At 48.5% G+C, this 12,616-nt stretch carries 12 protein-coding genes and 1 rRNA gene; 5 read left to right on the forward strand and 8 right to left on the reverse strand.

Annotated features, from left to right (window positions below):
- Positions 1-22: 22 nt before the first annotated feature.
- On the reverse strand, positions 23-1,525 hold the full coding sequence (gene galT, locus C7R73_RS04665) for a UDP-glucose--hexose-1-phosphate uridylyltransferase (protein WP_192875240.1): 1,503 nt from the start codon (positions 1,523-1,525) through the stop codon (positions 23-25).
- 203 nt (positions 1,526-1,728) lie between these two features.
- Here galT and C7R73_RS04670 point away from each other — a divergent pair, with 203 nt between their 5' ends.
- From C7R73_RS04670 to C7R73_RS04680, 3 genes are read left to right on the forward strand one after another with little or no spacing between them, the layout of a single operon-like run.
- Entirely contained in the window at positions 1,729-2,661 is a 933-nt protein-coding gene (locus tag C7R73_RS04670) for a ring-cleaving dioxygenase (protein ID WP_106449356.1), read from the forward strand.
- An 18-nt stretch (positions 2,662-2,679) separates the two neighbouring features.
- A complete protein-coding gene (locus C7R73_RS04675) occupies positions 2,680-3,288 on the forward strand; it encodes an alpha/beta hydrolase (protein WP_106449357.1) in 609 nt (202 codons plus the stop codon).
- Between the two features lie 31 nt (positions 3,289-3,319).
- Positions 3,320-3,616, forward strand: coding sequence for a DUF896 domain-containing protein (locus tag C7R73_RS04680; protein ID WP_106449358.1), 297 nt, complete (start codon positions 3,320-3,322; stop codon positions 3,614-3,616).
- A 176-nt stretch (positions 3,617-3,792) separates the two neighbouring features.
- Here the strand turns inward: C7R73_RS04680 and proS are convergent, their stop codons facing one another.
- The 5 genes from proS to C7R73_RS04705 all read right to left on the reverse strand — a co-directional run bounded on the left by proS (position 3,793) and on the right by C7R73_RS04705 (position 9,912).
- The gene (gene proS, locus C7R73_RS04685) at positions 3,793-5,232 is read right to left on the reverse strand and encodes a proline--tRNA ligase (RefSeq protein WP_106449359.1); all 1,440 of its coding nucleotides are present in this window, start codon (positions 5,230-5,232) and stop codon (positions 3,793-3,795) included.
- A gap of 339 nt (positions 5,233-5,571) precedes the next feature.
- Positions 5,572-6,135 carry a GNAT family N-acetyltransferase gene (locus tag C7R73_RS04690; RefSeq protein ID WP_239992566.1) on the reverse strand — a complete coding sequence of 188 codons (564 nt, stop codon included), beginning with the start codon at positions 6,133-6,135 and terminating at the stop codon, positions 5,572-5,574.
- Positions 6,136-6,230: 95 nt separating this feature from the next.
- Complete coding sequence (gene fumC / locus C7R73_RS04695; RefSeq protein WP_106449360.1) at positions 6,231-7,592, reverse strand: class II fumarate hydratase; 1,362 nt, start codon at positions 7,590-7,592, stop codon at positions 6,231-6,233.
- A 51-nt stretch (positions 7,593-7,643) separates the two neighbouring features.
- Positions 7,644-9,272 carry an oxaloacetate-decarboxylating malate dehydrogenase gene (locus C7R73_RS04700; protein WP_106449361.1) on the reverse strand — a complete coding sequence of 543 codons (1,629 nt, stop codon included), beginning with the start codon at positions 9,270-9,272 and terminating at the stop codon, positions 7,644-7,646.
- A gap of 88 nt (positions 9,273-9,360) precedes the next feature.
- Positions 9,361-9,912, reverse strand: a complete 552-nt coding sequence (locus tag C7R73_RS04705) for an acyl-CoA thioesterase (protein ID WP_239992567.1) — start codon at positions 9,910-9,912, stop codon at positions 9,361-9,363.
- Positions 9,913-10,081: 169 nt separating this feature from the next.
- On the opposite strand from C7R73_RS04705, the gene C7R73_RS04710 reads away from it, so the two are divergent.
- Positions 10,082-10,516 (forward strand): universal stress protein, encoded by a 435-nt coding sequence (locus tag C7R73_RS04710; protein ID WP_068620806.1) that lies wholly within the window; start codon positions 10,082-10,084, stop codon positions 10,514-10,516.
- Positions 10,517-10,676: 160 nt separating this feature from the next.
- Here the strand turns inward: C7R73_RS04710 and C7R73_RS04715 are convergent, their stop codons facing one another.
- Entirely contained in the window at positions 10,677-11,528 is an 852-nt protein-coding gene (locus tag C7R73_RS04715; RefSeq protein WP_106449363.1) for a DUF4352 domain-containing protein, read from the reverse strand.
- Between the two features lie 202 nt (positions 11,529-11,730).
- On the opposite strand from C7R73_RS04715, the gene C7R73_RS04720 reads away from it, so the two are divergent.
- On the forward strand, positions 11,731-12,342 hold the full coding sequence (locus C7R73_RS04720; protein WP_106449364.1) for a CAP domain-containing protein: 612 nt from the start codon (positions 11,731-11,733) through the stop codon (positions 12,340-12,342).
- A gap of 72 nt (positions 12,343-12,414) precedes the next feature.
- Here C7R73_RS04720 and rrf read toward each other — a convergent pair.
- Positions 12,415-12,530: ribosomal RNA gene (gene rrf / locus C7R73_RS04725) — 5S ribosomal RNA — on the reverse strand.
- Between the last annotated feature and the right edge of the window lie 86 nt (positions 12,531-12,616).

Genomic DNA, 12,616 nt, shown 5'->3' on the forward strand with positions numbered 1-12,616 from the left:
TCCGTCGTTCTTCTATGCAATTTCATTTCTGATTTTCAAGTGTGCGCAAAAAGCGATCGAAGCCCGCTTGCCCTTCCGGTGTTTGCTTATACACGCCAGCATCCTCGATCACGCGCAGGAATTTTTCACCGACCGCCTCATGGATCATTTCCATGACGGAATCTGCTTCGAAAGGCCCTTGCTGCTTCAGTTCTTCGGCCCACTCCAGATGGCAGGAGGCAACGTCAGCGGTTTTCCCCAACAGATAATCGGCAACTTCATTGAGCTCCGTATCCAATCGGGGCGGCAGGATGGCCAGGCCGAGCACTTCGATCAAGCCGATATTTTCTTTTTTGATGTGCTGGACATCCTGATGCGGATGGAAGATGCCGTCAGGGAATGCTTCGCTTGTCCGGTTATTCCGAAACACCACATCCAACTCGTAAGCTTCTCCGACACGGCGCGCAATGAGAGTTACCGCATTATGGCGAATGCCTGCCGATTCCGCCAAAATTTCAACTTGCGGGTCGCTGTAGTTTTGCCATTCTTCCATAATGGCGCACGCGGCTGCAGCGACCACATCCCTATCCTCTGAACGGAGACGAATGACCGAAAGCGGCCAAAAGAGTACTTCGGCTTCGACTTCCGGGAAACCTTCCAGAGCCAAGGTCCGGAGAACTTTGGCAGCTTCCATCGGAAAATGGTGACGCCCTCCTTGATAATGTTCATGACTGAGGATGGAGCCTCCGACTATCGGTAATCCCGCATTGGATCCGATGAAGTAATGTGGGAAAACCGTCACGATCTCCAACAGGTTCGCAATTGTCTCTTCATTGACATGCATGGGCACATGGTCTTCGGAAAGAATGATGCAGTGCTCATTATAATAGGAATAAGGCGAATATTGAAAGCCCCAGTTTTCCCCGAATAAAGGAAGACGCACAATCCGATGGTTGCTTCTCGCTGCCGCACCGGCTCTTCCTTTATATCCTTCGTTTTCCATACAAAGCGCACAAACAGGATAGTTGCCGCCTTCCGATTGACGCGCAGCTTCCATCTGTTGGCGCGTCTTCTCGGGTTTGGAAAGGTTTATCGTAATCTCCAGCTTGCCGTATTTGGAATCGATCGAAAAATGTTTGTTTTTCGCGATTTTCCTGGTCTTGATGTAGTCATTATCCTGACTCAAACGATAGAACTCATCGGTTGCCCGCATCGGTGCTTCTTCATAATGCATCCAGAAACGCTTATTCACTTCCGAAGGCAAAGGTGTGATCAGTTCCATGACTTGCGCTTCCATGATTTCGATTTCCTCAGGAATATCCGAAATCAGATGCTTTTCAATCGCGTAGCCGATCATCCGATCCAGTGAGTCCAGTAAATTGGGCAAAGGAATGGAAGGTATTTTTTGAACATCATAAGCGTCTATCTCTAATAAACCCAATAAGTGATTGATGGCGTATCGCTCATCCAGGCTATGGATGCGATGGGCCGCAATGCCTTTACTGACAAAATCCCGTATGACTTGGTCGATGCTGCTATCCTGCAAATTTACCCCTCATTCCTCTGTTGTTGTAGGTTTAATTATAGCATATGCCCCGCGGTAAATTTTACTGCTATCTTAACTTTTTATTTACCGACTGCTCTACGCTTACTATTTGACAGCTTAATTTTCTCGTGTTATTATTATTTCGAATTCGAGATAATAAGTTTAAAGAATCCAAAATCAATTCTAAGGGAGTGTCTTTCGTAATGAAGAAAACAGCAGGAATCCATCATATTACAGCCATCGTGGGTCATCCACAGGAGAATGTCGACTTTTATGCCGGCGTGCTCGGGATGCGCATGATCAAACAGACCGTCAACTTCGACGATCCGGAAACCTATCATCTTTACTTTGGCAACGCGGACGGCGAACCCGGGACCGTCATCACGTTCTTCCCATGGGCAAAATCCCGCCATGGCAGCATCGGCGATGGACAGGTCGGCATCACTGCTTATGCGGTTCCGGCTGGATCCCTGTCATTCTGGGAAAACCGCCTGGCTGATTACAACGTTCCGTTCGATAAATCGACCCGGTTCGGGGAAACTTACCTAGACTTTGATGATCCCCATGGTCTGCATCTGGAATTGGTGGAGCGTGAAGACGGAAAAAATAACCCTTATTCCTTCAACGGTGTCCCCTCAGAACATGCCATCAAAGGCTTTGCGGGAGCCGTCCTGTTGACGGGAGCGCCCGAAGAAACTGCGGCTGTCGTTGAAAAAGTGATGGGATTGGAGCGCATCGGGCAGGAAGATGACCTGATCCGTTTCCGTTCTGAAGCTGCTCTCGGCAATACCGTCGATATCAAGATGACTTCGGTTGGCGCCGGTGTCATGGGTGTCGGAACCGTCCATCATATCGCATGGCGGGCAAAAGATGAAGCGGATCACCTGGATTGGCTGAAGCATGTCACCGACCTTGGGCTGCATGCCACGCCTGTCCGGGACCGCAATTATTTCAAAGCCCTTTACTTCAGGGAAAAAGGCGGCATCCTTTTCGAAATCGCTTCGGATTCTCCGGGATTCGCTATCGATGAGCCCCGCGAAACAATGGGCCAAAAATTGATGCTTCCGCCGCAGTACGAAAGCAGACGTGAGGCATTGACGGCAGGACTCATTCCGTTCGAAGTCCGCAACGTATAATAGAGAGGATTGATTTAGATGAATCATCAACATATTTTCAAACAAGGGAATCCAAAAAGGCCTTTGCTGCTGTTATTGCATGGCACAGGAGGAACTGAGCACGACCTGTTTTTCCTCGGAGAGGCGATCGATCCGGAAGCTTCTCTGCTGGGTGTGCGCGGAAACGTGACCGAATCCGGCATGAACCGTTATTTCCGCCGTTTAGCAGAAGGCGTATTCGACGAAAATGACCTGGAATACCGCACTAAGGAATTGATTGCGTTCTTGGAGGATGCCTCCAAAGAATATGGTTTCGACCGGAATAACATCGTCGTGATCGGATACTCAAATGGTGCAAATATAGCCGGGAGTATGATATACTCTTTCAAAGATGCTGTCAAAGGGGCCATCCTTCATCATCCGATGGTGCCGTTCCACAATCGTCAATTGCCTGATCTGCATGCCCTTCCTGTCTTTATCGGTGCGGGCACAAATGATCCGCTTTGCGCACCGGAAGAAAGCACGGATTTGAAGGCAACACTAGAAGGAGCCGGCAGTGAGGTATCCATTTATTGGGGAAACGCTGGACACTCACTGACGAATGAAGAGGTTGTTGCAGCGAAAGCTTGGCACAACAAACACTTCTGATATCTCCTTCCACATGAGAGGAGAAACATATATGGAAAAACTGTTAAACAGAATCAATGAATTGGCCCGTAAAGCCAAAACGGCGGATGGTCTGACCGAAACCGAAAAAATCGAGCAGCAACAACTGCGTCAAACCTACATCCAATCGTTCCGCAGTTCTTTTGATGAAATCCTTTTGAATTCAAAAGTTTACGATCCCGAGGGTAATGACATTACGCCGAAGAAATTGGTCGAAGCTCAAAAAGACAAGCGCCGTACTGATGTGAAAAACATTTTGGGCGGGAAAAAAATCGTGCACCTGCACCCCGAGGATGCCGACAAAAAGTAATGCCGAAAAGACAAACAGAACCCACTCCGCATTGATGGAGTGGGTCCTGTTTTTTTTAGTCAAACTCTGAATCCCAGAAATCTCCGCCTAAGCTGATATTACGTCACGGCCAAAGAGCGGCCGTTCTCGTAATATCCTCTTAGTGCTCGATTTCTAGAGTAGGATTCATCGTATCTTTAGTAAGCTCTGGCTAACCAGACTGTGTGTTTGGCTGGTTTGCCTGAAACGATACAGGTTGTTTTTTCGACTGGCGGGTTGAAAGGCATGTTGCGGGTCGTGAAGCCAGTCTCTTCTTTGATTTTCGCTTCCGTTTCAAGCTCGCCGTCCCATCCTGCCAATACGAATCCAGGCACTTCGCCTGCTGCTTTCTTCGCTTCGATATGTGCTTTCAGTTCGTCCAACGTGTCGATGTTGGTGTATTCATTGGCTTTGCGGTTTTCACGGGCCGTTTCTAACAGACGCACTTGCATTTCGTCCAATGCTTTCGGCACGAAGTCCATGATTTCATCCAAGGATACAGCCACTTTGTCGGAAAGGTCACGCATTTTCACCATTACTTGGTTGTTTTCCATATCGCGCGGTCCGAATTCGATGCGCATCGGTACGCCCTTCAGTTCCCACTCGTTGAATTTGAATCCAGGCGAGTTGTCGCTGTCGTCCAAGAGAACGCGGATACCGGTAGCTTTCAGATCTTTTTGCAATATTTCCAGACGTTCCACGATTTCTGGTTTCTTCTTCCATGGGCCAACCGGCATCAAGACAACTTGTTTCGCTGCGACTTTAGGAGGCAACACCAATCCTTGTTCATCGCCGTGGACCATGATCATTGCACCGATCAAACGTGTGGAGACGCCCCAAGAAGTAGTATGCGCATAAACGTGTTCGTTATCGCGGTTCAAATATTTGATGTCGAATGCTTCCGCGAATTTTGTGCCCATATAGTGGGAAGTGCCGGCCTGAACTGCTTTTCCGTCTTTCATCATCGCTTCTACGGAGTAGGTATCAACCGCACCTGCGAAACGTTCTGAAGGCGTTTTTTGTCCTTCGTAGACAGGCACTGCCAACAAACCTTCGATGACTTCTTTGTAGACTTGCAGCATACGCATGGTACGACGGCGCGCATCTTCTTCATCAGAATGGGCAGTATGTCCTTCTTGCCAAAGGAATTCGGAAGTACGCAAGAACGGCAAGGTTTTCTTTTCCCAACGGAACACGTTAGCCCATTGGTTGATTTCCATCGGCAGATCGCGGTAAGAATTGATCCAGTCACCGAAAGCCGTGCCGATCATCGTTTCCGATGTTGGACGCAATGCCAAACGTTCTTCCAATTTTTCGCCAGCAGCTTCCGTAACCCATGGTAATTCCGGGCTGAAGCCTTCGATATGATCTTTTTCTTTTGTGAAGAATGATTCCGGGATCAGCATCGGGAAGTAGGCGTTGCGGATGCCTTCCTCTTTGAAGCGTGCGTTGAATTCTTCCTGGATATGTTCCCAGATTTCATAGCTGTCCGGTTTAAAAATGATGCAGCCGCGTACAGGTGAATAATCCATCAGATCAGCTTGTTTGATGGTTTGGATATACCATGCTGAAAAATCTTCTTTTTGTAAGTTACTCATGTTTTTCCTCCTGATTTTAAAATATTTTTTCTATTTGATTGCAAAAAAATAAGCATAATCCATCCTTAACAAGGACGAAATATACTTTCCTGATGTATTTCCGCGGTACCACCTTCATTGGCTTTCATTATTGGCGAAAGCCCAACTCAACATCTGGTAACGGCAGAAAACCGGCCATATTTCTAAGGCATACTGTCAGGTAGGTTCAACGGATCAGTGGGGGTCCCTCTTCCAGCCTAGGAAAGACTCTCTTTGCCCATCATCCATATACTATTCCTTACGTTCAATCACTAATTATTGTATGAGAAAAGCTCCGAAATAGCAATGCTTTTTTGCGGTTCAGACTTTCCTTGCTTGCTGGAAATACTCTTCCTTCAGTATTCCGTAATAAGCCATGTCGCAGCTGCGCCCTTTGAAGACTTTATGCCTGCGCAAAATCCCTTCCGGTTGCATCCCGATGCGCTTCATCACCTCGCCTGAAGCCGGGTTGAGAACGTCATGCATCGCAAAGACTTTTTCCAGTTCCAAAACTTCAAAAGCCAGCGCCGTGATGAGCTTGCCGGCTTCCGTCATATAGCCGTTGCCGCGGTAAGCCTTGTTCAAGGTGTAGCCGATTTCCGCGATGCGGTCAGTCGGGTTCGGACGGATATCGATCGTCCCGACCATCTTTTTGGTGTCCTTCACTACAAGCGCATACTTTCCCGTAGGCGCCGCCATGAAGTAATTCGCGATGGCTTCCTCCGTCATCGCCCGATCGCGATGCGTTTCGAAGACAAAACGGGTCGTTTCCACATCGGAAGCATACTCGTACATATCCGGAGCATCCGCCAATCCGACCGGACGCAGCAGGATCCGCTCGCTTTCCAAAATGCTGTGCTTCATCAATTCCAAGGTAATATCCACGACGCAACCCCCTCTTTTCAATCTGTTTCAAAATAATAGACAACAAAAACGGATCGACTGAACTTGCCTGTCGATCCGCACTTCGTCGGAAATAATTATACCATTTTCATCGGATCCACGTACTTATCAAACTCTTCAGCAGTGACATGTCCCATCGCGACAGCCGCCTCCTTCAGGGAAGTGCCGTCCACGAAAGCCTTCTGGGCGATTTTGGCTGCTTTCTCATAGCCGATGTACGGGTTCAACGCAGTCACCAGCATCAAGGAATTGGTCAGGTTATGGTTGATTTTTTCTTGTTCCGCCTTGATTCCGCTCGCGCAGTTTTCATCAAAGCTGATCAGTGCATCCGCAAGCAGGCGGACAGATTGCATGAAGCTGTTCACGATGAGCGGCATATAGGTGTTCAGCTGGAAAGAACCTTGCGAAGCGGCAAACCCAATAGCGCTGTCGTTGCCCATCACTTGGATGCAGGCCATCGTTACCGCTTCGGATTGGGTCGGATTGACTTTTCCGGGCATGATCGAACTTCCGGGCTCATTCATCGGGATGCTGATTTCGCCGATTCCGCTTCTCGGACCGCTTGCCAGCCAACGGACATCATTTGCGATTTTGTAGAAATTGGCCGCCAATGCTTTGACTGCCCCGTGCGTATGCACAAAGGCATCTTTGCTGGTCAGCGCATGGAATTTGTTTTCTGCACCGACGAAGGGCTCGCCCGTGCGTTCCGCAACCTTTTCGATTGTTTTTTGGATGAAGATCGGATCGGCGTTCAGTCCCGTTCCTACCGCTGTCCCGCCTAAGGCTACTTGTCGCATATATTTTAAGGAGTCCTCGATCATTGACTTGGTTTCTTCAAGCATGACGCGCCATGCGCTGATTTCCTGGCCTAATGTCAATGGCGTCGCATCCTGCAGATGGGTACGGCCCAATTTGACGATCGCCGCATTTTCCTGCTCCAAGCGGGTCAGGGTGCCGATCATTTGATCAATCGCCGGATACAGTTTGTTTTTTATGTACAGTACGCCGGCGATATGCATGGCAGCCGGGAATGTGTCATTGGAGCTCTGGCCCTTGTTCACGTGGTCGTTGGGATGGATGCCGCCGTCAACAAGCTGGTTGCCCCGGTTCGCCAGCACTTCGTTCACGTTCATGTTGGATTGCGTGCCGCTTCCGGTCTGCCATACGGATAATGGAAATTGATCGTCCCACTTTCCTTCAAGCACTTCGTCAGCCGCCAAAAGGATGCCCTTTGCCACTGTCTCATCCAACAAACCGACTTCATGGTTTGAGGCTGCGGCAGCCCGCTTGATTTCGACCAATGCGTAGATGACTTCCATCGGAATCTTTTCGATTCCGATCTTGAAGTTTTCCAGACTGCGCTGTGTCTGTGCACCCCATAATTTATCCGCTGCTACTTTTACTTCCCCTAATGAGTCATGTTCAATCCGATATTCCATTCATCCCGTTCCTTCCTGTCGTTTCTTCCGTTTTTGGACGTGCTTTTTGTCCTAATATTCTGCTTTCCAGATGGCAGCTTCGACAGCCTCCATCGGGTCCGCTATTTCAACGCCATTTACGCCATCTTCGATGGCTGCTTGGATGACGGCTGCCGCAACCAATTTCGATGCTTCGCGCAACTGGGAAACCGGCGGCAAAATCGCTGCTCCCGCTTCCTCCAAGTTCTGCAGGGAAGTGATGCCGTGCGCTGCAGCGGACAGCATTCTGTCCGTCACTGTCTTCGCTTTTGCGATGACGATCCCAAAGCCTAAGCCCGGATACAATAAGGCGTTATTCGCTTGCCCGATTTTATAGTTCACGCCATTGTATGCGATCGGATCGGATGGGCTACCGGTGACGACCAACGCTCTTCCCTCGGACCAAGCGATAACATCCGAAGCCTTTGCTTCGCATAATCTGGTCGGATTGGAGATCGGCATGATGGCCGGACGTTCATTGTATGCTGCCATCTTCTGGACGACTGCTTGCGTAAAGGCGCCGGCTTGGCCCGAAGTGCCAATCAATACGGTCGGTTGGACGGCATCGATGATTTCAGCCAAATCGGTCAGCTGTGTAGGGAATTCATCCGCGGCGCGCGCATATTTTTGCTGGCCCGGCGTCAAGTCTGCCATATCATCAGTGACCAGACCGTAGCGGTCGACCATGTAAAACTGTTTGCGGGCTTCCTTGCTGTCGGCACCTTGCAGCAGCATCTCCATGAGGATTTGGTCGGAAACGCCGACACCGGCAGTTCCGCCTCCGAAAACAAGAATTTTGTGTTCCGTGATCGGCTTATCCGTGATTCTGACGACCGAGTCCATCGCAGCCGACATCATCACGCCGGTCCCTTGGATGTCATCATTGAACGTGCAGATTTTATCGCGGTACTGTTCCAGAATATTGGCGGCGTTGTCGCGGCCGAAATCTTCCCAGTGGAACAATACATCCGGGAACAGCGCGGAAGCCTCTTCAACGAACGTTTCGATGAATGGGTAATAAGCCTCTCCGGTCACGCGTTTATGCTTGTTGCCGAGGTAGAACGGATCTTCCAGCAGCTCTTGGTTATTTGTGCCCGCATCGATCACAATCGGCAACACCTGTTGCGGATTCAATCCCGAAGCGACTGTGTAGACGGCCAGTTTCCCGACCGAAATCGCGATGCCTTGGATGCCCCAATCGCCGATGCCCAGCACCCCTTCGCCATCCGTGATGACCATCATTTTGATTTCATCCATATCTTTACTGCTATTCAGCAAAGCGCTGCGGATCGCTTCCGGACGATTCACATCCAAATAGACCGCATCTTGGGGAATCTGGTAATCCCGCGAATAATTCATGACTGTGTCGGCGATGGTCGGTGTATAGATGACCGGCAACAACTCCGTCACGTGTTTCCCGATAACATGGTAAAAAAGCACGCGGTTCTGGGCGTAGATATTCATCAGATGCTTCTGTTTGGAATAGGCATCGCTCAGTTGGCCCAGTTGCGCATAGACAATCTCTCCCTGCTCTTCCAGTGTACGGACTGCAGTCGGCAATAAGCCTTCCAATCCCAATGTTGCCCGTTCTTCCAAAGTGAATGCGGTCCCTTTATTCAAAAATGGCTGACCCAATAAATCTTTTCCGTTAGTTTTCGACACGTTGACACACTCCTGCTCCATCATTTGTATGTATTTCTTTCCATGCTGTTCAGATCAAGCCTTGCCGTGCTGTTTCTGCCTGCAAACGCTAATCCGCCCAAGGTATTTCTATCGTGAGATGCTCATGCAGCTCTTTTTGGTAGTCCAGATCGGCTCTCCGCTTTTGCCGTCTTTCTTCATATCCGCTGTTGATGAATTTTTCCTCGACCGTTTCCGGTACGATTTTCGGAAGACATACTTTATCCCCATTCTCATCAGGGAGCGCCACAAAGGTCAAAAAGCAGGTAGCCGCCAAGTAACGTTCACCCGTCCGAAGATTCTCCCCGGTCACTTTTGTGAAGATTTCCATGGACGTCTTCCCTGCTCCGGACACAAACGTATCAATGCAGACTGAGTGCCCTGTCGGAAGCGGCTTGATGAAGTTCAATGTGTCCACCGATGCGGTCACATTGGTCGTACGACCGAAACGCTCCCCAGAAATTGCCGCACAATCATCGATCATGCTCATCAGTTTACCGCCGAACAAGGTACCGTGGTAATTTGAATCGAACGGAAAAACATGGTGTGTCTGAATCACCTTCGTCTGCCTGCAATATCTGATCTCCCGTTCTTGGTTCGCTTCCGTCATATCCGCCTTCATTCCTTTCTTTTTCGTAAACTCATTTTAGCATGCTTCATTTATTTTTAATAGTTCTGCCAAATAATTCTCATTTTTGTCACCTGTTCCCGGCTTCCTTTTCAAACATTGTTGTTGTAGAATGAATGTAGGAAGCGTTTTCTGAACAAAATCAAAAAAGGAGCGGGTAGAAATGTTAGCAGAATACAAAAATATTTTGGTTCCCGTTGACGGTTCAGGTCAGTCAGAAGATTCGTTCAAAAAAGCTGTTGCCATTGCCAAACGCAATAACGCCGCGTTACACCTTATCTATGTCAAGGATACACGAAATGTTCCGCTTAGCCCTGAATATGAATCCAGATTGACGGAAGCATACAAGGACATGGAATATGAATTCCTCGATGAAATGATGACATTCGCTACAAATGAAGGGATTGAAATCAAGAAGTCTGTAACCAACGGCAACCCAATGACATTGATCGCTGAAGCATTTCCAAAAGAATACAACATCGATCTTATTGTCATCGGAGCGACCGGCAAAGGTGCGATCACCAGGGCTTTTGTTGGATCGGTCTCTAACTATGTGGTCCGTCATGCACCGTGTGATGTTTTGGTTGTCCGTACCTAAAAGTAACGCACAATTTTTGCAGCCGTACCTCAGAAAACGTAAGAACAGCCCTGCACAGCTTTCGCTGTACAAGGCTGTTTCCTTTTATCCATTTATCCATTAACCAGCACAATCACTGTAATGGACTATTTCCCGTAGTTTTTCGATATCATTCGGTCAGCTAGATATCATTGACAGTGCCGCCCGCTTCTTCGCTGTCGATCCAGGCTCCATCAAAAAATTGGATGGCATACGGCCCTTCACTGGTGATGTCAAAATATACCGTGTCCGTGAAGGACTCCCCGGGTGCGACAGTATGTAGCCAGAAATGGGTATAGCGCAACGGCAGGCTCTTCCCCTCGGCATCAAGTGCCGAAAAATAGTTGGGTGCGATGTAGGTCTCGACGTTGCCGTTGTTGACGTATTGTATTTCCACTTCCAATAGTTTTTCCCCAAGCGGATTGAGTCCCTCCAGCGCATCTATTTCACGAATTTCCGTTACCGTCACCAATTCATTTATCCCGGATTCGTCGCTCAAAAAGTTTTGCGCCTCACCCTCATTGACCGTAAAAGCCGGCGGAGTTATCGTTGGGTTCTCATTGGGCATAAACGTTATGGTGACATAACTTTCAGGAGCAAGATCAGCCAGTTCGATTCCGGTATCGCCATAGATGACGGATGTATCCGTCGTGAAGGTAATTTCCGTTTCGACTCCGGGGCCTTGATAAGGATAATCGAACTCCCACACGTTGTTCGTCTCGCGGTAGTCGACAGCCGTCCCTTCGATGATGGTCGTCACTTGATCATACCCTTCAGCAGTACCCTCTAATGCAAAATAGTTATACTTGTCGCCTCTGGTGATTCCGTTCTTTACACCGCTTGAAAAAAGGATCGTTTTAGCTGCAGTTTCCTCAACAACAGAAGCTGATTCTTCCCCCACCAAAGAATTCACGGTTGCACTTTCAGTTTCATTTTGGCATGCAGCAAAGACACCTACACAGGCAACAAGCAGCAACCCAACCCTTTTGTTCATAGGAATTCCCCCTTCAGCAATCCGCACAACAGGTTTCCATCTTTCGATTCTACCCCCATTTTAGCAAATTACCGATCAAAAAACGAATCCCAGACTTTCTCCAGGACATTGCGCAGAAAATTGACTATAATGGAAACATGCTTGAATCTACTGGAAATTTTCCAGTAATAAACTATTTGGAAATCTGAAAGGAGCGGTGCGGATGCGAATCATTAGAGGCTTGCTGTTCACGGGCATAGCAGCGTTATTGGTCGGATACGGAATAAACCGTAATGCTTTGAACGATAAATTCCCGTTTCTCGAGCAAGCAATCCAAACGGATGTGGCTGAGAAAATTCAAGTGCTGACAAGCCCTGAAGGCGTCGATCTGCTCACAGCGCCCTTCACCCGACCTGATGAAATCGACTATACCCTAGTGGAAGATAAAATCATGGTTTTGCTGAATGAGCTTCGCCTGGAGCAAGGCTTGCTTCCCCTTACGAAGAACGAAACGCTTAAAGCGGCGGCCGATCACCGGGCCATTGAAACCCAGACATCGTTTTCGCACACCCGGCCGGATGGAACCGATTTTTACACGGTCATCCAGACCGAGGATTACTGGTACCCTTATCAAACGGTCGGAGAAAATCTGGCAATGGCGACCTATTTCAAGGACGAAGCAGGTATGGCCGAATTTTTGTTTGATGGATGGGTGGAAAGTGAAGGGCATTACGCCAATATGATTCAACCCGATTTCCTGGAGGTAGGCATCGGCGTCCATTATGACGGGGAATTTCTGTACGCTGTGCAGCTGTTTGGGAAACAAAATCAATAACTGGGATTAATCCGAAAAAATGCAAAAAAAAAAGCAAGCATCAGGGATAACCTGCATGCTTGCTTTTTGTTTGCGCGGCAACGTCCTACTCTCACAAAGGGAAACCCTTCACTACAATCGGCGCTAAGAAGCTTAACTTCTGTGTTCGAGATGGGAACAGGTGTGACCTTCTTGCCATCGTCACCGCACATTTTTCAAGAGAACGTTGTTCTCTCAAAACTGAATCTACAAATTTAAAGGGAAACCGAAAACACCGCTTGAGTTTTCATCTTTT

It is taken from the genome of Trichococcus alkaliphilus (genome assembly GCF_003008695.1).
Lineage (GTDB): Bacteria > Bacillota > Bacilli > Lactobacillales > Aerococcaceae > Trichococcus > Trichococcus alkaliphilus.